The organism is Pseudoalteromonas sp. Z9A6, assembly GCF_011378805.1.
GTDB classification, from domain to species: domain Bacteria; phylum Pseudomonadota; class Gammaproteobacteria; order Enterobacterales; family Alteromonadaceae; genus Pseudoalteromonas; species Pseudoalteromonas distincta.
Genome location: NZ_WTKZ01000009.1, coordinates 39,512 through 60,701 on the forward strand (window position 1 = coordinate 39,512; position 21,190 = coordinate 60,701).

General features: G+C 41.0%; 21 protein-coding genes. 18 read left to right on the forward strand and 3 right to left on the reverse strand.

Going from position 1 to position 21,190, the window contains the following annotated elements:
* The first annotated feature begins 48 nt into the window (after positions 1–48).
* Positions 49–891, forward strand: a complete 843-nt coding sequence (locus tag GQR53_RS05570; RefSeq protein WP_165743101.1) for a pirin family protein — start codon at positions 49–51, stop codon at positions 889–891.
* Positions 892–912: 21 nt separating this feature from the next.
* On the forward strand, positions 913–1,887 hold the full coding sequence (locus GQR53_RS05575; RefSeq protein WP_165743102.1) for a glutathione S-transferase family protein: 975 nt from the start codon (positions 913–915) through the stop codon (positions 1,885–1,887).
* Positions 1,888–1,890: 3 nt separating this feature from the next.
* Here GQR53_RS05575 and GQR53_RS05580 read toward each other — a convergent pair whose 3' ends face one another.
* Genes GQR53_RS05580 through GQR53_RS05590 form a run of 3 tightly spaced genes read right to left on the reverse strand, consistent with a single transcriptional unit; the run spans position 1,891 to position 2,935 of the window.
* A complete protein-coding gene (locus GQR53_RS05580; protein ID WP_024596383.1) occupies positions 1,891–2,133 on the reverse strand; it encodes a hypothetical protein in 243 nt (80 codons plus the stop codon).
* Position 2,134: 1 nt separating this feature from the next.
* Positions 2,135–2,590 (reverse strand): hypothetical protein, encoded by a 456-nt coding sequence (locus GQR53_RS05585; RefSeq protein ID WP_165743103.1) that lies wholly within the window; start codon positions 2,588–2,590, stop codon positions 2,135–2,137.
* Between the two features lie 6 nt (positions 2,591–2,596).
* Positions 2,597–2,935 carry a hypothetical protein gene (locus GQR53_RS05590; protein ID WP_002957982.1) on the reverse strand — a complete coding sequence of 113 codons (339 nt, stop codon included), beginning with the start codon at positions 2,933–2,935 and terminating at the stop codon, positions 2,597–2,599.
* A gap of 496 nt (positions 2,936–3,431) precedes the next feature.
* Here GQR53_RS05590 and mraZ point away from each other — a divergent pair, with 496 nt between their 5' ends.
* The 16 genes from mraZ to lpxC all read left to right on the forward strand — a co-directional run bounded on the left by mraZ (position 3,432) and on the right by lpxC (position 21,175).
* On the forward strand, positions 3,432–3,890 hold the full coding sequence (gene mraZ, locus GQR53_RS05595; protein WP_007582904.1) for a division/cell wall cluster transcriptional repressor MraZ: 459 nt from the start codon (positions 3,432–3,434) through the stop codon (positions 3,888–3,890).
* A 28-nt stretch (positions 3,891–3,918) separates the two neighbouring features.
* Entirely contained in the window at positions 3,919–4,857 is a 939-nt protein-coding gene (gene rsmH, locus GQR53_RS05600) for a 16S rRNA (cytosine(1402)-N(4))-methyltransferase RsmH (protein WP_024606338.1), read from the forward strand.
* Positions 4,854–5,180 (forward strand): cell division protein FtsL, encoded by a 327-nt coding sequence (ftsL, locus tag GQR53_RS05605; RefSeq protein ID WP_165743104.1) that lies wholly within the window; start codon positions 4,854–4,856, stop codon positions 5,178–5,180. Before rsmH ends, ftsL begins: the two co-directional genes overlap by 4 nt.
* On the forward strand, positions 5,177–6,994 hold the full coding sequence (locus GQR53_RS05610) for a peptidoglycan glycosyltransferase FtsI (protein WP_002957987.1): 1,818 nt from the start codon (positions 5,177–5,179) through the stop codon (positions 6,992–6,994). The genes ftsL and GQR53_RS05610 overlap by 4 nt, the downstream gene beginning before the upstream one ends.
* Positions 6,987–8,465, forward strand: coding sequence for a UDP-N-acetylmuramoyl-L-alanyl-D-glutamate--2,6-diaminopimelate ligase (murE, locus tag GQR53_RS05615; protein ID WP_165743105.1), 1,479 nt, complete (start codon positions 6,987–6,989; stop codon positions 8,463–8,465). Before GQR53_RS05610 ends, murE begins: the two co-directional genes overlap by 8 nt.
* Entirely contained in the window at positions 8,462–9,844 is a 1,383-nt protein-coding gene (gene murF, locus GQR53_RS05620; protein WP_165743106.1) for a UDP-N-acetylmuramoyl-tripeptide--D-alanyl-D-alanine ligase, read from the forward strand. Before murE ends, murF begins: the two co-directional genes overlap by 4 nt.
* Positions 9,844–10,926, forward strand: coding sequence for a phospho-N-acetylmuramoyl-pentapeptide-transferase (gene mraY / locus GQR53_RS05625; protein ID WP_024606334.1), 1,083 nt, complete (start codon positions 9,844–9,846; stop codon positions 10,924–10,926). Before murF ends, mraY begins: the two co-directional genes overlap by 1 nt.
* Positions 10,927–12,261, forward strand: a complete 1,335-nt coding sequence (murD, locus tag GQR53_RS05630; RefSeq protein WP_165743107.1) for a UDP-N-acetylmuramoyl-L-alanine--D-glutamate ligase — start codon at positions 10,927–10,929, stop codon at positions 12,259–12,261.
* Positions 12,258–13,433 (forward strand): cell division protein FtsW, encoded by a 1,176-nt coding sequence (gene ftsW / locus GQR53_RS05635; RefSeq protein WP_024606332.1) that lies wholly within the window; start codon positions 12,258–12,260, stop codon positions 13,431–13,433. Before murD ends, ftsW begins: the two co-directional genes overlap by 4 nt.
* Positions 13,430–14,506: an undecaprenyldiphospho-muramoylpentapeptide beta-N-acetylglucosaminyltransferase gene (murG, locus tag GQR53_RS05640; protein ID WP_165743108.1), complete on the forward strand. Its 1,077-nt coding sequence runs from the start codon at positions 13,430–13,432 to the stop codon at positions 14,504–14,506. Before ftsW ends, murG begins: the two co-directional genes overlap by 4 nt.
* On the forward strand, positions 14,507–15,958 hold the full coding sequence (gene murC, locus GQR53_RS05645; RefSeq protein ID WP_024606331.1) for a UDP-N-acetylmuramate--L-alanine ligase: 1,452 nt from the start codon (positions 14,507–14,509) through the stop codon (positions 15,956–15,958).
* On the forward strand, positions 15,955–16,875 hold the full coding sequence (locus GQR53_RS05650) for a D-alanine--D-alanine ligase (RefSeq protein ID WP_165743109.1): 921 nt from the start codon (positions 15,955–15,957) through the stop codon (positions 16,873–16,875). Before murC ends, GQR53_RS05650 begins: the two co-directional genes overlap by 4 nt.
* A gap of 1 nt (position 16,876) precedes the next feature.
* On the forward strand, positions 16,877–17,662 hold the full coding sequence (locus GQR53_RS05655) for a cell division protein FtsQ/DivIB (RefSeq protein ID WP_002957996.1): 786 nt from the start codon (positions 16,877–16,879) through the stop codon (positions 17,660–17,662).
* On the forward strand, positions 17,659–18,891 hold the full coding sequence (ftsA, locus tag GQR53_RS05660) for a cell division protein FtsA (protein ID WP_007582937.1): 1,233 nt from the start codon (positions 17,659–17,661) through the stop codon (positions 18,889–18,891). Before GQR53_RS05655 ends, ftsA begins: the two co-directional genes overlap by 4 nt.
* 21 nt (positions 18,892–18,912) lie before the next feature.
* Positions 18,913–20,157 carry a cell division protein FtsZ gene (ftsZ, locus tag GQR53_RS05665; protein WP_002957998.1) on the forward strand — a complete coding sequence of 415 codons (1,245 nt, stop codon included), beginning with the start codon at positions 18,913–18,915 and terminating at the stop codon, positions 20,155–20,157.
* Between the two features lie 106 nt (positions 20,158–20,263).
* Entirely contained in the window at positions 20,264–21,175 is a 912-nt protein-coding gene (gene lpxC / locus GQR53_RS05670; RefSeq protein WP_165743110.1) for a UDP-3-O-acyl-N-acetylglucosamine deacetylase, read from the forward strand.
* The last annotated feature ends 15 nt before the right edge of the window (positions 21,176–21,190 follow it).

The following is a 21,190-nucleotide window of genomic DNA, read 5'->3' on the forward strand; positions in this document are numbered from 1 at the left end:
GAATGATTTAATAGCCTCATAAACTTATTCTTTAGAGTGAATTAAAAAATGAAAATATCAAAAATACTTACAGCTTATGCAACTCAAGATGGCGATGGCGTGAGCATTAGCCGTATACCTGGGTTTGATGGTAAATATTTAGATCCGTTTTTGATGATTGATGAACTTAAGTCAGACGACAAAAAAGATTATATGGGAGGCTTTCCAGAGCATCCGCACCGAGGAATTGAAACGTTTACTTATATTCTAAAAGGTGGCTTTGAACATCGTGACCAAATGGGTAACAAAGAAGCAATTAAAGCAGGCGATGTGCAATGGATGAGCACAGGGCGCGGCGTCATGCACAGTGAAATGCCACTCGCTGATGCTATAGATGGTCTGCATGGCTTTCAAATTTGGATAAACATGCCAAGCGCAGAAAAAATGCGTGATTCACGTTATCAAGATACGACTAAAAACCCAGCTCCTAGTTTTACAAATACGCAAGGCGTGACGTTAAAAGCACTTGCGGGATCGTGGCAGTTCGAAAGTGAAACGCTTGCAAGCGAGCTGCAAAGTTTAGCTGCTAATGCGGCGCTCGCTGATATTACATTACCTGCTGGTAAAAGCACTTATTTAGAGCCTCTTAGCCAACAAAAAGTAATGCTTTATATTCATAGCGGCTCACTAATAATGAGCGACAATCAAACAATACCAGCGGGTAAGTTACTTATTTTAGAACCAGGCAGTGATATTAATATTAGCTCTGAGCACGGCGCTGGTGTTTTGGTTTTAGCAGGCGATCCACTTAATCAACCTATTGCTCATATGGGGCCGTTTGTAATGACGACGCAAGCAGAAGTACAGCAAGCAGTGCGTGATTATCAAAACGGTGAGTTTGGCAAAATATAACGGTATTTTTAGGAGAGTTTTATGGGATTATTAGTTAACGGCCAATGGCAAGATAAATGGTACGACACAGATTCAAGTAACGGTAAGTTTGAACGCGAAACGGCGCAGTTACGTCACTGGGTAACTGTTGATGGTAGCGCTGGAATAACGGGCGAGGCCGGATTTAAAGCACAAGCGAACAGGTATCATTTATATGTGTCACTTGCGTGTCCTTGGGCGCATCGAACGCTTATATTTAGAGCGTTAAAAGGGTTGCAAGATTTAATTACGGTGTCGGTTGTTAGCCCTGATATGCTTGATAGTGGTTGGGCTTTTGATACGCAAAACCACAGTACTGGTGATGCTTTATCTAATAGTAACTACTTACATCAAGTGTATATAAAAAATAATCCTAAGTATTCCGGGCGAGTTACCGTACCCGTATTGTGGGATAAAAAGCTAAATAAAATTGTCAGTAATGAGTCTGCCGATATTATACGTATGTTCAATAGTGCATTTAATGAATTAACAGGTAATAACGATGATTACTACCCAGAGGCACTACGACCAAAAATTGATGAATTAAATGCGTTGATTTATCAAAATATAAATAATGGTGTTTATCGTACGGGATTCGCAACAACTCAAGATGCATACGAAGAGGCGTTTAACGATTTATTCAAAGCACTCGATAAAGTAGAAGGGATACTGAGCAAGCAGCGTTATTTAACAGGTAATAGGCTCACCGAGGCAGATTGGCGACTATTCACTACACTCATTCGGTTTGATAGTGTGTACGTTGGCCATTTTAAATGTAATTTACGCACAATTGAAAGCTATCCTGCATTAAGTGGATACCTTAGGGAGCTATATCAAGTTAAAGGAGTGGCTGAAACAGTTGATTTTTATCATATTAAGCGTCATTACTATTTTAGTCACACAATGATCAACCCAACACAAGTTGTGCCAAGTGGTCCAAGTATTGATTACTTATCTGATCACGGTAGAAATGTTTAGCGCTTAAGCTATTAAGTTCACTAGCCAGCCGTATTTTCTTACGAAGCTGGTTTCGCTTTTACCCGCTTGTACTGCTGCACCTGCGATAAAGGCACTTGAAAGCCCAACTTTGGTTACGGCAAAACGCTTTAGTCTATATTGGAACGCTGCATGATGTTGGCGTTTCAATTCACTGCGCGTATCCATTTGCTTACTTAGAGCATCAACGTTTTCATTAGGTGCTTTAATTAAGTAGTTAACTAACATACTAATTTCCTTGTAGGTTAAATAGCTGCTTTAAACTTTTAAGCGTTTTACTAAAGCCAATTTTATTGCTTAAGTAAACTGTATTTTTCCAAAGCCATATTAAACAAGCAACTTGTAGCAAAGTAGCTGTTGCAATACTTAGCCATACCGACCCAAAAACATCGTATACACCGTATCCAACAGCACCTAGAAATCCTGCCCACAACAAAACCAAACCACTGGCAAAGCATCCTAAAAATATAGTGATCAATGCAAGCGATCTAAGCGATAACCGCCATTCAGCTTTAGCAAGCTGGTGGGTGATCTTTCCTTGAGTTTGGTAATCATCCTTGAGCTGCTTAGAATACTCTAAAAGCATTGCAACATGATCTTGCCAATCGTCCTTTTGTCTATGTTGCTCAGTAGTTTGGTCTTGCGCATTACCATCCTTGGTTGCTGTTGTTTGTGGGTTATTCATCACTAATTACTTACGACGAAGTAGTGATGTGATTAGCATACCCGCAGCAAAAGCAATACCCGCAGTTGCTAATGGATTTTCAGAAGCAAAAGCACGAGTTTTTGCAGTACATTCGCTTAGTTTTTCACGTGCGATAAGTTGTTTTTCGCTCAATGCATCTGCTGAGCTAGAAGCTCCTTTACGCACACTGCTTTCAGCTGTTGCAGCTTTGCTAGAAAGTGCATCTACAGCATCGTGCGCCGCTGATGTTGCTTTCTCTGTAAGAGGAGACTCAGTATTTGTTAGTTTAACGTCAGGCTTAACATCTGAAGTTGTATTTGGTTTCGTATTCGTTGCAGTAGCCATAATCAATCCTTAATAAGTTAAAAATTTAAATAGTGATTTAGATGATGCAATGATTAAACCAAACTTGTTATTTATTTTAACTGACTGAATTTGATAGGTTTTGTTTGTAGTTTTTAATTTTTGATAATTAGTATTTTAAAATAAACAGTAACTATTACTACACGGCTAGGTAAATTTTACAAAGAGGATAAAAATGCCTTAAAAATTGTAAATATTCATTGGTTATTCAGTAAGCAAAGCATGTAAACAGAAAGTTATAAAAGCAAAGCTGATATTTTTCTTTACCTCAATCCCACTTTTTCCCACGTAATTCAAACGCTTCGCTTGAGCCCTTATTTTTTCTAGCTTTGGGACTCACTAAAGCTGGTCAGCTTACTTGACAAAATGGCTTGTCAAGCCCTAAACTGGAGCACTGTGGTAAAAAGTGGTTTTTAGTGGATCTCATTGGATAAAATAAACAAGAAATTGAATAAAACAATTTCAAAGTAGGTTTTTTATGTTTCGTGGCGCGAGTTCACTGAGTTTGGATGATAAGGGGCGTTTTGCGGTACCGACAAAGTACCGAGAATCTCTGTTGTCTGAAGATCAGGGGACAGTTATTTGTACCGTCGCATTAAATGAACCGTGTTTATGGTTATATCCATTGGCTGAGTGGCTCGAAATAGAAAGCCGTTTAGCGAAAATATCTAATATGAATCCACGAGCTCGACGAATGCAACGTATGTTGCTAGGTAACGCTACAGAGTATCAACTTGATAAAAATGGTCGAATTTTGCTTGCGCCGTCATTACGTGCCCATGCATCTCTTGGCAAAAAAATCATGCTGGTTGGTTTGATGAATAAGTTTGAAATTTGGGACGAGGCGCGTTGGCACGAGCAAATGCAGCAAGATACTGAGCTTGAAAGGCTTGGTGATTTTGAACCTAACCAAGATTTAGATAATTTTACACTCTAACGGCACAAAAAAAGGCACACAATAGCTAATGACAGCGCAATTTGAACACGTATCCGTATTAATGGATGAGACCATCGATGCCCTTGCAATTAAGCCAGACGGTATATACATGGATGGTACATTTGGACGTGGTGGCCACTCTGGGCAAATTTTAGCACGCCTTGGTGATGAAGGTCGCCTGCAAGCAATTGACCAAGATCCACAAGCAATACAATCAGCTGAAAAATTTGCTGATGACCCACGTTTTGCAATTGCACATACTCGCTTTTCAAACTTATACGAAGTAGCACAGCAAAACGATCTAATTGGTAAAGTCGATGGCATTTTATTAGACATTGGTGTTTCGTCACCACAATTAGATGACGCTGAGCGTGGCTTTAGTTTTATGAAAGACGGCCCACTCGATATGCGTATGGACCCTACAACAGGTCGCAGTGCAGCACAGTGGTTAGCAGAGGCTGAGTTGGATGATATTACCCACGTAATTAAAAAATTGGGCGAAGAAAAGTTTGGTAAACGCATTGCACACAAAGTACTTGAAGTTCGTGAGCACACGCCAATCACAACTACCAAGCAGCTTGCTGACCTTGTTGATGAAGCTGTACCGGTAAAAGATAAGTTTAAACACCCAGCTACCCGTACTTTTCAGGCTATTCGTATTTACATTAATAGTGAGCTTGAAGAAATTCAAACTGCGCTTCAGTCTGCAGTTAAAGTGCTAAAGCCAGGCGGACGTTTAGTGGTGATTTCGTTTCATTCTTTAGAAGACCGTATTGTAAAACAGTTTATTAGAAAACAGAGTAAGGGAGAAGCATTACCCAGAGGTCTGCCTTTAACTGATGCACAAATAAATAAAAATCTGACGTTAAAAGCAGTGGGTAAAGCTATTAAGCCAAGTGCTGCAGAAGTAGAGCGTAATCCACGTTCTCGTAGTTCTGTACTTAGGATTGCACAGAGGTTGGGATGAGTAAAAAAGCGAGCTATCGGCAACCTAATTTATTCTTTGAAATATTAAAAGGCCTAGGAGCTAATAAGCTAACCTCGGCCTTGTTGGTTGTGATATTCGCTTCTAGTTTAGCTGTTGTGCAAACAACCCACTTAGCTCGTGGCCAACTTATACAGCAAGATCAATTGTTACAAGAACGCGATGAGCTCGATTTAGAGTGGCGCTACTTACTTGTTGAAGAAGAATTTTATTCGCAACATGCACGCATTGAAGACGTAGCTACATCACAATTGAAAATGAAAAGACCTACGAGTCAAGATGAGCAGGTAATAATAGTACAATGAGAAATAGAGGCAAAAAACCAGTCACTAATTTAATCACATGGCGCTTTATGCTGGTGTGTGCAGTTGTGTTTATGGTGTTTGTAACACTCGTATCTCGCGCTGCTTATTTACAAGTAATAGAACCTGATAAAGCACGTTCAGAAAGTGACAAACGCACCGTGCGCGTTGAAAAACTACATGTGCAACGCGGGATGATTTTTGACCGTAATGGTAAAGAATTAGCGGTAAGTGTGCCTGTTGTAAGTGTATATGCTGATCCTAAAGCATTGCACAAATCGCTTGTCTCTAAAGTAATTAAACAAGCACGTAAAAGCGGCGAAGATCATTTATCTTTAGCTGAAAATACCGCTGAGCTTGATAAGCGTACTGCACTATATTATAAAAACGATTTACGCTGGCGTGAGCTTGCAGATGTATTGCGTATTGATCCTAAGAAGATTAACTCTCGACTATTAAACGATCCCTCGCGTCGCTTTGTTTATTTAAAGCGCCAAGTTACTCCTGCTGTAGCAAATTATATTGGCGATTTACGCCTACCAGGTATTCATTTACTAGATGAATCTAAACGCTATTACCCCGCCGGTGAGGTTACCGCGCATGTTATTGGTTTTACTAATATAGACGGTAAAGGCATTGAAGGCATTGAAAAGCTATACGAAAACGCTTTAACGGGCGAGGAAGGCCGCCGCACTATACGTAAAGACGCACAAGGGCGTGAAGTAGAAGTACTTGACGAGCGCGAGCGTGTAGAACCAGAAAGTATAGAATTAAGTATTGACCAGCGAATTCAAGCTATTGCCTACAAAGCTGTAAAATCAGCTGTACTGACTTACAAAGCCACATCGGGCTCAGCTATGGTAGTTGATGTTAAAACCGGTGAAGTGCTGGCAATGGTAAATAGTCCTTCATTTAATCCAAATAACTTAAGCGATGCTGCACCTCATAAGCGTCGTAATCGCGCAATTACAGATTTGTTTGAACCAGGCTCAACTGTTAAGCCTCTAGCCATTTTGGCTGGGCTAGACTACGGCGCCATTCAGGCAGATGACACGATTGATACCTACCCAGGTTGGATGCGTTTAGGTGGTAGTTTAGTTAGAGATACTCGTAATCATGGCGAACTAACACTGCGCGAAATACTAAAGTACTCCTCAAATATGGGGGTTGCGAAGGTTACTCAGTTAGTGCCTAAAGATTACCTTGTTGGCTTATATCAAAAAGTAGGCTTTGGCAGTGACACCGGTACTGGAATGGTAGGTGAAAGCAGTGGTTTGTTTTATCCAAATCGTCGCTGGTCAGACTTTGAAATTGCAACTTTATCATTTGGTTATGCAATTTCGGTAAGTACTGCGCAAATGGCGCGCTTTTATACCATGTTAGGCGCTGGTGGAGTTAATCGACCACTGACTATTTTAAAGCAAGATAATATACCTGAAGGCGAACGTATTTTTAAACAAAAAGACGTAGAAGCCGTAGTCCACATGATGGAAAGTGTATTTGAAAAAGACGGTACTGCTCGCAACATAAAAGTTGATGGGTATCGTGCTGCCGGTAAAACAGGTACATCTAAAAAAGCCGTAGCAGGTGGTTATGGTGATGAATATGTAGGTTACTTTGCAGGTGTAGCACCGGCAAGTAATCCTCGTTTAGCCGTGGTAGTTATGATTAATGAACCTGGTGGTGATGTGTACTATGGAGGTGCCACCGCTGGCCCTGCATTTGCAGAAATCATCTCTAACGCATTAAGAATATTAAACGTAGCGCCTGACAAGGAAGAGGTTGCGTACGTACAAGGTAAAGATAACGATGCGTGATTTAAAGGATATTTTAAAATACATCGAAATAGATGCGCCCTCGCAACTGGTTAAGCATTTACGCCTTGATAGCCGTGAAGTAACGCCAGGTGATGTATTTGTTGCTATTAAAGGCCATACACTTGATGGCGGACAATTTATTAATAAAGCAATTGAAAATGGCGCAATAGCTATCATTGCTGACAGATTATGTGAATTTGAAAGCAGTTTTGAGCCACTGTATTTAGTCTCAGAGCTTGATAAAAAGCTTCCAGAATTAGCTAGTCGCTTTTATAGCCAACCAAGTCAGACTCTTGATTTAATTGGTGTGACAGGTACAAATGGTAAATCGACCACCACAGCAATGATTGCCCACTTAGCACAATTTTGTAGTACTGAGTCGGCTATTATAGGTACTTTAGGTTATGGCCATCCTGATAACTTAATTCCACTGATAAACACAACGCCTTCAACAGTTGATTTACAGCATATTTTGAGCGATTTAAATTCGCAGCATAAAAAGCTGGTAGCCATGGAAGTATCATCTCATGGGTTAGTGCAACAACGCGTTGCTAAATGTCAGTTTAAAGCGGCTGTGTTTACTAATCTTTCGCGCGATCACTTAGATTACCATGGTGACATGGCAAGTTACGGTGATGCTAAATTAATGCTTTTCCGTGATTTTGAACCGCAAGTTGTAGTGCTCAATCAAGATGACTTTCAAGCTGAGCAATGGCTTGAAAAGTATGATTTTAATAACCTAATTTGTTATGGCCGCAAAAACTTAGCTCCTAAGAATGCCCGATACGTTTATTTTTCTGATGTTGAATATTCAAGTAAAGGTATTTCGGCGCAGTTGTCGACAAGTTGGGGTGATATTTCAATTAAATCGCCTCTGTTTGGCGAATTCAACTTATATAACTTAACGGCAGCGCTCGCTACATTACTAGGGCTAGGTTATCCGCTTGAGCAACTAGTTGCTGGTTGTGCGCAGTTACAGCCAGTTGCTGGTCGAATGCAAGCTTTTAGTCAAGCTGGCATGCCAACGTGTGTTGTTGATTACGCCCATACACCCGATGCACTTGCACTTGCATTACAAGCATTGCAGTTGCATGTGCCAGGTGGTGTAAGTTGTGTATTTGGTTGCGGTGGCGACAGAGACAAAGGTAAGCGCGCATTAATGGCGCAAGCTGCAGAGCAAAACGCTAATAAAGTGATTATTACCAGCGATAACCCTCGAACAGAAAACCCTGATGACATTATTGCAGATATAGCAGGCGGTCTAACCCATCCACAAAATGCACATTTAGAGGCAGATAGAGCAACTGCAATTCGTTTTGCTATAGAAAATGCTACAGCTGATGATGTTATTTTGATTGCAGGTAAAGGCCACGAAGATTATCAAATTATAGGCGATAAGCGCATCGACTTTTGCGATCGCCGCTATGTACAAGAACAACTAAAAAAAGCAGTAAGAGGGATAACACAATGATCCCAATGGATTTTGATTGGTTAGCTAATGTGCTAACAACTGATTATCAAGGTGATAATCAACACGTGCTAAATATAAATACTGATACTCGCACAGTGTGCGATGGCGAAGTGTTTTTAGCACTTAAAGGGCCAAATTTTGATGGCCATAAATTTATAGCTGAGGCTAAACAAAAAGGCGCTATAGGCGTTATTGTTCAGCACAAAGTTGATGTAGATATTCCACAATTTATAGTAAGCGATACACGTATTGCACTAGGTACAATTGGCACCGCTGTTATGGCCCAAGTGGCGCCTAAAACAATTGCAATTACAGGGAGTGTAGGCAAAACCACCGTAAAAGAAATGTGTGCAGCAATTTTGTCGGTTCACGGTGATGTATTAGCTACTAAAGGTAATTTTAACAACGATATTGGCGTCCCTCTTACGTTATTGCGCTTAGAGCCTCAACATCGTTTTGCTGTTATTGAGCTAGGTGCAAATCACTTAGGTGAAATTGCTTACACAACGGCAATGACAAAACCAGATGTGGCCGTTGTATGTAATGTTGCAGCAGCTCACTTGGAAGGTTTTGGTAGCTTAATGGGCGTTGCAAAAGCTAAAGGTGAGATTTTTGATGGCCTAAAAGATGACGGCGTTGCCATTGTTAATTGCGATAGTGAATTTAGCCAGTATTGGTTAGATAAACTTGAAGGGCGTAATGTTAAACGCTTTTCTACAACCGAAAAACTAGACATTTGGGCAGAGAACATCACGCTTGATGCCAATGCACGTGCAAGCTTTACGCTTTGCACTAAAAACAAGCAAGTGCCTGTTACTTTGGCACTACCTGGTAAGCATAATATTAGTAATGCACTTATCGCTGCGGCGCTGACCAGTGAATTTGATGTAACCCTTGAAGAAATAGCCAATGCACTTGCCACAATGGGTGATGTAAAAGGGCGCGTTAATTTAATTGAAGTATCTGATTTACTTACCGTGGTTGATGATACCTATAATGCCAATGTTAAGTCAGTAAAGGCTGCGATTGACTTGTTAAGTGATATGCAAGGTCACCGCATTTTAGCACTCGGAGATATGGGTGAGCTTGGTGAAGATGCACGTAAGTATCATCAAGAAGTTGGCGAGTATGCACTTGAACAAGGGATTGATGAGTTATTTACATTAGGCGTGTTAAGTAAATACGCAAGTGATGTGTTTGAACTTCCTAATCGCCACTTTTCGAGCCGCGAACAGATGCAGCAAAAAATTCAAGAAAGTATTAATAAAGTGAATAAAAAAACAACAATAGTAGTGAAAGGATCGCGCAGTTCTCGCATGGAATTATTAGTAACCGATTTAGTTAATGGCCAGCAACAAGCCATCAATGGAGTATCATAATGTTAGTTTGGCTGGCAGAGTATTTAACACAGTATTTTAGTGGTTTTCATGTTTTTTCGTATTTAACGCTACGTGCCATTTTAGGTATTTTAACTGCGTTAATTATGTCTCTTTATTTAGGGCCTAAGTTAATTCGTGGTTTGCAACGTATGCAAATAGGTCAAACAGTTCGCGACGATGGTCCGCAATCGCATTTGTCTAAGTCGGGTACACCGACAATGGGTGGCTTACTTATTTTGGCGGCTATTTTTACCAGCACGCTACTTTGGGCCGAATTATCAAATAAATATGTATGGGCAACACTGTTTGTAATTGGCTCGTTAGGTATTGTCGGCTTTGTTGATGATTACCGTAAAGTTATTCGTAAAGACCCAAAAGGTTTAATTGCTAAGTGGAAGTACTTTTGGCAATCGGTCATTGCATTAGTTGTAGCTACTGCTTTGTACTTTACCAGTGCACAAGCATCTGAGACATCACTTGTTGTTCCATTTTTTAAAGACGTGTTACCGCAATTAGGTTTGTTTTATATCGTGCTTACGTATTTTGCCATAGTAGGTACATCAAACGCGGTAAACCTGACCGATGGCTTAGATGGTTTGGCGATTGTGCCAATTATTTTGGTGGCTGCGGCATTGGCAATTATTGCTTATTTAACAGGTAATATTAACTTTTCGGCTTACTTACATATTCCACATTTACCGCTAGCGAGTGAGCTTGTCGTTGTGTGTACTGCCATTGTGGGCGCAGGGCTTGGCTTTTTATGGTTTAACACTTACCCAGCACAAGTATTTATGGGCGATGTTGGCTCATTAGCACTTGGTGGTGCATTAGGTATTATTGCTGTTTTAGTACGCCAAGAATTACTGCTTATTATTATGGGCGGTGTATTTGTAATGGAAGCACTATCGGTAATATTACAAGTGGGTTCGTATAAATTGCGCGGACAACGCATTTTTAGAATGGCGCCGATTCATCATCATTATGAATTAAAAGGTTGGCCAGAGCCTCGCGTTATTGTGCGCTTTTGGATTATTTCTGTTGTGCTAGTGCTTGCTGGCTTAGCTACTTTAAAGATTCGATAAATGCAGTATTTAAACGAGATAAAAAACAAACAAATAACAGTGCTCGGACTCGGTGTAACCGGTCTGGGCATTGTGCGTTTTCTATTATCTCATGGCCTCACACCAAAGGTCGTTGATAGCCGAGTAACCCCACCGGGGATTGATTGGTTAAAAGAGCACGCGTCAAATCTAGATACCCACTTTGGTAATTTGGATGACGCTGAGCTTTGTTCAAACGATATGATTATTATAAGCCCTGGGCTTAGCTTAAAAATACCAGCTGTTGAAAATGCAATTAACGCAGGTGTTGAAGTGATTGGCGACGTTGAGTTGTTTGCTCGTATTAATACAAAACCGGTTGTTGCTGTAACAGGCTCTAACGGCAAATCAACCGTGGTTACGCTTGCTTATGAAGTATTAAAAGAAGCCGGCTATAAAGTTGCTTTGGGTGGGAATATTGGCACCGCGGTGCTTGATTTGCTCAATGATGATTTTGATGTGTATGTACTTGAGTTATCTAGTTTTCAGCTAGACACCACAACGAGTTTAAAACCTGTGAGTGCAACGGTATTAAATGTGTCAGAAGATCATCTTGATCGATACGACAGTTACCAAGCTTATATAGACTCAAAGCTAAGTATTTATGACTGTGCAGAGCTGATAGTTGTCAATGCAGACGATATTCAAACTCATCCAGTTGAGCGCGGTACAACCCCCCTAATCAGCTTTGGTGCTCAACAAGGTGATTACCATTTAGCACAGCATAATGGCGAAACTCATTTTATGCTTAAAGGCGATGCATTTTTACCTGTTGATACCCTTGCGGTAGTGGGTAAGCACAATTATTTAAATACGCTTGCAGTAATGGCGCTTTTGAGTCCGTTTGAAGTAAGTAAAGCGCAATATAAGAACGCGTTAGGTCAATTTAATGGGTTGGCTCATCGCTGCCAATTTGTAGCTGAGCTTAACGGTGTAAAGTATTTTAACGATTCAAAGGCAACGAATGTTGGAGCGACCATTGCTGCAATAGATAGTTTGGCTAGTGATGGTGAAAACCTGATTGTTATTGCAGGTGGCGATGCTAAAGGCGCTGATTTAAACGCACTTAAACCCTACATAGAACAGCATGTAAAAGCATTAATTTGTTTTGGTAAAGATGCAAGTGACTTAGCTGCGATTACCAATAAGAGCTATTTAACTAACAACATGGAAGAAGCCGTTGCTTTGGCCAACGTACTTAGTAGTACAGGCAATATTGTTTTGTTAGCACCTGCATGTGCCAGCATTGATATGTATAACAACTATATGCAACGTGGTGATGACTTTATTCAACGTGTTATGGCAGGGCAACTATGATTGCTTTTGCCGATATAAGAGATGCATTAACACCAAAACCTTCAGGTCAGTTGTATGATGTACCGCTGCTGTACTGCGTAATTATGTTAATTGGTGTTGGTTTTATCATGGTAACCAGCGCTTCAATGCCGACCGCTGAGCGGTTATTTGATGACCCATACCATATTACTATTCGCCACAGCATGTTTTTGGCAATGTCTTTTGTGCTTTTTTGGATAAGTGTTTGTGTGCCAATGGATTGGTGGAAACGATCCAACCCTTATTTATTAATACTAGGCATGGTGCTGTTAATAGCGGTATTGATTGTTGGGCGTGAAGTGAATGGTGCTAAACGATGGATACCTATTGGACCTGTTGGTTTTCAGGTGGCTGAGGCCGCTAAATTATATTTTTTTAGTTATATTGCGGGTTATTTGGTAAGAAAACGCGAAGAAGTACAAGAAAATATTAAAGGCTTTGCAAAGCCAATAGCTGTATTTGCAGTGTATGCGCTGCTTATTTTGCTGCAACCTGATTTAGGCACAGTGGTTGTTATGTTTGTAACAACGGTTGGTTTACTGTTTTTAGCTGGCGCTAAATTATGGCAGTTCTTTGTACTTATTCTAACTGGCGTCGGTTTAGTTGTATTACTGATTATTGTTGAACCATATCGAATGGCGCGTGTTGTTGGCTTTTTAGACCCTTGGGATGATCCTTTTGGTAAAGGTTATCAGTTGGTTCAATCGCTAATGGCTTATAGCCAAGGTGGTTGGTTTGGCCAAGGCTTAGGTAACAGTGTACAAAAACTGCAATATTTACCTGAAGCGCATAACGATTTTATTTTTGCTGTAATAGGTGAAGAACTTGGTTTAATAGGCGTTGTAAGTATTTTAATGGTATTAGCTACTTTAGTATTTAGAGCGTTATTAATAGGCCAACAAGCGCTTAAGTGTGGCAAAGAATACGAAGGCTATTTTTCGTTTGCCATTGGTATTTGGTTTGCATTTCAAACCATGGTGAATGTAGGTGCGAGCGCGGGTATTTTGCCAACTAAGGGTTTAACCCTGCCATTTATTTCTTATGGTGGTTCAAGCTTGTTAATTATGACCATTGCCACGGGCATTTTATTGCGCGTTGATTTTGAAACCAAAATGGCAACCAAACAAGCCACCTCACGTGGAGGCAAGCGATGAGTAAAAAATTAGTAGTAGTGGCTGGTGGAACTGGCGGACACATTTTTCCTGGTATTGCAGTGGCTGATTATTTAAAACAGCAGGGCTGGCAAGTTAGCTGGATTGGCACACCAGATCGAATGGAAGCAAGCGTTGTACCTAAGCATAATATAGATATTGATTTTATTAATGTAAAAGGTGTTCGTGGTAACGGATTAAAACGTCTTATTAAAGCCCCATTCATGGTAGTTAATGCAGTATTGCAAGCGCGTAAGGTATTGAAAGAACAGCGTCCAGATGTAGTACTCGCAATGGGCGGTTATGTTACGGGACCCACGGGAATTGCCGCAAAGAGTTTAGGTATTCCGTTAATTATTCACGAGCAAAACGCTGTAGCGGGTATGAGCAATAAACTGCTAGCTAAGGTGGCTACACGTGTATTAGCAGCATTTCCAAGTGCTTTTGCACAGGGTCAAGCCGAGCTAGTAGGTAACCCAGTTCGCCAAAGCGTTATGAATATAGCCAAACGCGATGTATCAAGCCCTATTAATATTTTAGTGGTAGGGGGCTCGCTCGGTGCACAAGTGCTTAATCAAACATTACCAGAAGCATTTAAAGTACTAAATAATACAGCTCCTATAAGCGTATGGCATCAAACCGGTAAAGGTCATTTATCTACTGTAGAAACAGCTTATAAAATGCATGGCTTTGCGGATGGTAATACAAAAATAGCTGAATTTATTGATGATATGGACGCGGCGTATAGCTGGGCTGATATTGTTGTTTGCCGCGCTGGTGCATTAACTGTTAGCGAAATTGCAGCAGCAGGTAAAATGGCTGTTTTTGTTCCCTTTCCACATGCCGTGGATGACCATCAAACAGCAAACGCACAATATTTAGTGATGGCTAATGGCGCATTATTAATGCCACAAGGGCAGTTTAATAAACAATCAATTGTTGAACTATTAAGCCCATATTTAGCCCAACCTTCATTAATTACTGAAATGGCTACAAATGCAAAAAAACAAGCCATTTTAGATGCCACAGCAAGCGTAGCAACGCACTGTGAGCAAGTAACAAATAAGAGAAAATAAGTGAAAGAAACGTCAGTACAAGAAAAACACACGCGCCCAGCAATGCGCCGAATAGAAACCATTCACTTTATTGGTATTGGTGGAGCCGGTATGGGCGGTATTGCTGAAGTACTCGCTTTTGAAGGCTACCGTATTACAGGTTCTGACATTGCTCATAGCGCTATGACAGATCGCTTAATTAAAGCCGGTGCTGAGGTATTTATTGGCCATCATGAAAATAACGTGAAAGATGCCAATGTAGTGGTTGTTTCAAGCGCGATTGATGAAACAAACCCTGAAATTATTGCAGCTAAGGCCGCAAGAATCCCTGTTGTGCGCCGCGCAGAAATGCTCGCAGAACTAATGCGTTTTCGCCACGGTATAGCAATTGCGGGTACGCATGGTAAAACAACGACAACAAGCCTAATTGCAAGTATTTATGGACAAGCAGGGCTCGATCCAACTTTTATTATTGGTGGCTTGTTAAATAGCGCAGGTAGTAACGCAAAAGTAGGCAAAAGTGATTTTTTAATAGCAGAAGCTGATGAAAGCGATGCGTCGTTTTTACACTTGCAGCCAATGGTCTCGGTGATCACAAATATTGAAGAAGATCACATGGATACTTATGGCGGCAGTCTTGAAAAAATGAAGGACACGTATGTCGATTTCATTCATAACTTGCCGTTTTATGGTTTAGCTGTTGTATGTATTGATTCTGAAGTTGCAGCTGAGCTTATCCCGCGCTTTGGTCGCCCAGTTATTACGTATGGCGAATCGAAAGATGCTGATTATCGCATGAGCGACTTTAGCCAATCAGCTAATACGTGCACATTTACAGTAACTAACAAACAAGGTGAGTGTTTAACTGCCACATTGAATATGCCAGGTAGACACAACGCACTTAACGCAACCGCTGCGATTGCTGTTGCAAAAGATCAAAACATTGCGAATCATGCAATTTTAGAAGCGCTGCAGAAGTTTGAAGGCATTGGTCGTCGTTTTCAGCACTATGGTGAATTTGAAAACGAGCGGGGCAATGTGATGTTAGTTGATGATTACGGGCATCACCCTTCAGAAGTTGCAGCAACAATTGCAGCAGTGCGTGAAGGTTGGCCTGATAAGCGTTTAGTAATGGTATATCAACCTCATAGGTTTTCTCGCACACGCGACTTATACGAAGATTTTGTAAAAATTCTTGCTGATGTAGATCAGTTACTATTGCTTGATGTGTATAGCGCTGGTGAAGATCCTATTGCAGGGGCCGACAGCAAAAGTTTATGTCGTAGCCTTCGCCAACGTGGCAAAGAGCCGCTGCACGTAGCAACAAATGCTGAGCTTGCAGGTGTTTTGGCCGCAAATTTACAAAACAATGATTTAGTATTAACCCAAGGCGCTGGTAATATAGGTCAGTTAGTTAAAACATTAGCTGCAACGGGTATGTCGATAGAAAAACTTAAGCAAGGTGAAGTATGACTCAGGTAAACACACAATTTGGTAAAGTAGCGGTACTGCTAGGTGGTAACTCAGCAGAGCGTGAAGTGTCTTTACGATCGGGTCAGGCTGTTTTAAATGCGCTGCAAAATTGTGGTATTGATGCAATTGCATTTGACCCACAAAGTCGTTCTTTGTGGGAGTTAAAAGAATTAAATGTAGATCGCGTTTTTATCGCTTTGCATGGCCGTGGTGGCGAAGACGGCACAGTGCAGGGTGCACTTGAATTTATGAACTTGCCTTACACGGGCAGTAATGTACTCGGTTCAGCACTTGCTATGGATAAAGTACGTTGTAAGCACTTATTTAAATCAGCGGGTTTAAGTACTGCACCTTATACCGTAGTTGATGCTAAAAAAGGTTTTGATGCTAAAGCCATTATGGATGAATTTAAAAAGGTAATGGTTAAGCCATCGCATGAAGGTTCAAGCATAGGTATGGCGCAAGCAAGTACAACACAAGAGCTTGAAGATGCACTAGCTAATGCATTTAAGTTTGATAACCAAGTACTTGTAGAGCAGTGGATCACTGGTCGTGAGTTTACAATCACGGTGCTTGGCGAGGATGTACAACCAGTCATTGAGATGACGACACCTAATGGCTTTTACGATTACCAAGCTAAGTATCAATCAAATACAACCCAGTATCATTGCCCTGCAGATTTATCAGAGCAAGATACTAAGTACTTACAAGCCATATCGCTAGATGCGTTTGATTTAGTGGGTGCAAGTGGTTGGGGTCGTGTTGATGCAATGCAAGACGAGCAAGGGAATTTTTACCTGCTTGAAGTAAATACAGTACCAGGCATGACTGAAAAGTCACTAGTACCGATGGCTGCAAAAGCGAACGGGGCAACTTTTGAACAATTAGTTGTTCGCATTTTAGAGCAAACGCTTTAATATGCATCCCCTTTTAGAAAAAGCTCAACAACTAAAACAGCAACTTAACTTTAATTGGTCGCTGATTTTTGGAGTGAGTTTTTTTCTGGTTGTAGTTATAGGCTTAGTACAAATAACCACCGGTGTATCTGATTGGTTAGTTGAAAATAAAGATGCTCAAATTAAGCACCTTACAGTGCAAGGGCATCCCAAATACACAGATGAAACGGCAATTATAAAAGCAATTAAAAAAGCCGATTTAAGTAGTTTTTTTGAACTTGATGTTAAGCACGTGCAGCAGCTAGTTCAAGACTTGCCTTGGGTTGCTACCGCTTCGGTACGTAAACAATGGCCTGATACTATACAGGTGTATGTAGTTGAACATGAAGTAGTTGCCCACTGGAATAGCGACTTGTTGCTCAACCAAAGTGGCCAAGCATTTCAAGCCAGCAGCGATAAGTTAGATGATAACTTACCGCAGTTATATGGCCCAGAAGGTAGCGAAGAAGAGGCGTGGGTTGCTTTTAAGCAATTTGATGAAATGCTCAGAGTTAATGGTTTAACATTAACAAGTTTGGCATTATCGGAGCGTTTTTCGTGGCAACTTTGGCTAGATAACGGGATTCGCTTAAATTTAGGGCGTAAAGATAAAGCCAAGCGTGTACAACGTTTTATAGACGTTTATCCACGAATGGAACAACGTGCAGATGCACAAGTAGATACAATCGATTTACGGTATGATACCGGCCTTGCAGTAAGCTTTAAGCCAATGCAAGAAGAACAATTACAAAATAAGAGTAAGGCATGACTAAGTCAGCAGAAAGAAACCTAGTAATAGGATTAGACGTTGGCACCTCGAAAGTGGTTGCCACGGTAGGTGAAATCACCGCAGATAACAAGCTCAGCATTGTTGGTGTGGGCAGCCAAGTATCTCATGGTATGGATAAAGGCGGCGTTAACGATTTAAACTTAGTGTCTGAGTCTATTCGACGAGCAATAGACGAGGCCGAGTTAATGGCTGATTGTCGTATAAGCTCTGTGTATTTGGGTATTTCTGGCAAACATATACAGTGCCAAAACGAAAGTGGTGTGGTGGCAATCAATAACACCGAAGTCACTGACGAAGATATTGAAAACGTAATACATATTGCGCGTTCTGTGCCTATTTCAGCAGAGCGTAAAATGCTACATGCATTGCCACAAGAATACAGCATCGATATGCAAGAGGGCATTAAAAACCCACTAGGCATGAGCGGCGTTCGTATGGAAGCGCGTGCACATATCATTACGTGCTCAAACGATATGGCAAAAAATATCGAAAAATGTGTAGAACGCTGTGGTCTTGAAGTCGATCAACTTATCTTTACTGCACTTGCGTCTTGCTATTCTGTACTAACAGATGACGAAAAAGAGCTAGGTGTTGCAGTACTTGATATTGGTGGCGGTACTATGGATATCACCATTTATATTAATGGCGCACTTCGTCACTCTGCGGTTATACCTGTAGCGGGTAACCAAGTTACTGGTGATATTGCAAAAATATTTCGCACACCTATATCACATGCCGAGTCACTCAAAGTACAATACGCATGTGCTAGTAGCCAAATGGCAAGTAGCGAAGACACGATTGAAGTACCAAGTGTAGGCGGACGACCAGCAAGGTTAATGTCGCGCCATACATTATCTGAGGTGGTAGAGCCTCGTTTTAGAGAATTATTTGAGCTTGCGATGGAAGAAATTCGTCGTTCAGGCTTAGAAGACCAAATTGCGGCAGGTCTCGTTATAACAGGCGGAACTGCTAAAATGACTGGTGCTATGGAAGTGGCAGAAGACATCTTCCAAATGCCAGTAAGAATAGGCAAACCAATCGGGATGGTTGGTTTGACAGACTATGTAGATGATCCTTCGTACGCAACCGCTGTTGGTTTGTTACAATACGGGCGTACCATGCAATCGATGAATGCACAAAAGTCGAAAGCAGAGGATAACAATAATTGGTGGAACCGCATTACTAAATGGTTCCAAGGCGAGTTTTAAGACTCAAGTCGGAGAGTAAACATGTTTGATATAATGGAACAACACAGCGAAGAAGCTGTAATAAAAGTAATCGGCGTGGGCGGTGGTGGCGGTAACGCTGTTGAGCACATGGTAAAACAACAAATAGAAGGCGTGCGTTTTATAGCCGCTAATACGGATGCGCAAGCATTACGTAACTCTGCTGCCGATATTACAGTTCAACTAGGCACACAAATAACCTCTGGGTTGGGTGCGGGCGCAAACCCTGAAGTAGGCCGTAAGTCGGCTGAAGAAGATGCAGATACAATTCGTGCCAGCCTTGAAGGCGCCGATATGGTATTTATTGCAGCCGGTATGGGCGGTGGTACAGGTACTGGTGCTGCACCGGTAGTTGCTAAAATTGCTAAAGAACTCGGTATTTTAACCGTTGCAGTTGTAACACGTCCTTTTGATTTTGAAGGTAAAAAACGTGCAGCAGCCGCTGAACAAGGCATTAATGAATTGTCAGAAATTGTAGATTCACTTATTACAATTCCTAACAATAAATTGCTTAAAGTTTTAGGGAAAGGGACTACACTTCTAGATGCCTTCGCTAAAGCTAATGACGTATTATTTGGTGCGGTACAAGGTATAGCAGAGCTAATTACACGTTCTGGTTTAATTAACGTGGATTTCGCCGATGTTAGAACAGTAATGTCTGCAATGGGTACTGCAATGATGGGAACGGCGTCTGCGTCAGGTCCTGATCGTGCACAAGAAGCTGCAGAAGCCGCTATCTCAAGTCCACTACTAGAAGACGTTGATTTAACAGGTGCTAAAGGTATCTTAGTTAATATTACCGCTGGTATGGACATTGCGATTGAAGAATTTGAAATTGTTGGTAATCACGTTAAAGCACTTGCGTCAGAAAACGCAACGGTTGTTGTTGGTGCGGTAATCGACCCAGAAATGACTGATGAGCTACGTGTAACGGTTGTTGCAACTGGTTTAGGCGGCGATCGTCGTCCACAGTTTGGTATTGTTGATAACGGCTTTAAAAAAGCATCAGGTTCTGATGTTGCAAGCACATCAAACCAAACGAGCAGTATGTACGTACCAAGCTTTGCAAGCCAAGATACAAACACTGAAGAAAATACGACTAAAGAGCAAGCGCAAAGTAAAGAAAAAGCGCCTTCAACGAGTTCAAGCAGTTCAAGTTCTTCAGCGCAAAATAGTAAAAAAGCAGATAAATCAGAAGGTGGTGATTATTTTGATATTCCCGCTTTTTTACGTAAGCAGGCAGATTAATATTTAATAATACTTTTGTTTGAAATATATACAAGTATTGAAAGGCAAAAGGATTTATGTTAAAATCCGCCGTCTAACTGTAACTGATTTAAAAGTGAGCATACCTATGATTAAACAGCGTACGATTGCACAAGTAGTCAAAGCCATAGGAATTGGACTTCATAAAGGTGAGAAGGTCACAATAACTCTCCGACCTGCGAGCGCAAATACTGGGATTGTATTTCGTCGTGTCGACCTTGATCCGGTTGTTGATTTTGAAACAACACCTGAAGCCGTTGGTGATACGCAGTTGTGTACCTGTTTAATTAACAAAGATGGTGTTCGCTTATCAACTACTGAGCATCTTATTGCAGCTGTTGCTGCAATGGGCATTGATAATCTAATTGTAGAATTGGACAGCTCAGAAGTGCCGATTATGGATGGTAGTGCATTACCATTCATATATCTGTTACAAAAAGGCGGAATTGAAGAACAAAACGTTGCTAAACGCTTTATCCGTATTAAAGAAAAAGTACGCATTGAAGAAGATGGTAAGTGGGCTGAAGTTGAACCATATGATGGTTTTCATATCGACTTTGAGATTGCATTTAACCACCCCGCTATCAATGAAAGTCGCCAACGTATTGGGTTGGATATAACAACGCAAAGCTTTATTGAAGAAATTAGCCGTGCGCGTACTTTTGGATTTATGAAAGATATTGAATACATGCATACAAACAACCTAGCGCTAGGTGGTAGCATGGATAGTGCTGTGGTACTTGATGAATTCAAAGTTTTAAATCCTAATGGCTTACGTTATAGCGATGAGTTTGTTAAGCACAAGATATTAGACTGTGTTGGTGACATGTTTATGACAGGTCATAATCTTTTGGGTAAAGTAACTGCATTTAAATCGGGTCATGATTTAAATAATAAATTACTACGTAAAATTATGGCTACAGAGTCAGCATGGGAGTGGGCAACATTTGAAACGCCTGTGACGATGCCTGCACCCGGTCTTGAGTTAGCTCCAGCCTAAAAGCAGTAAAAGAAC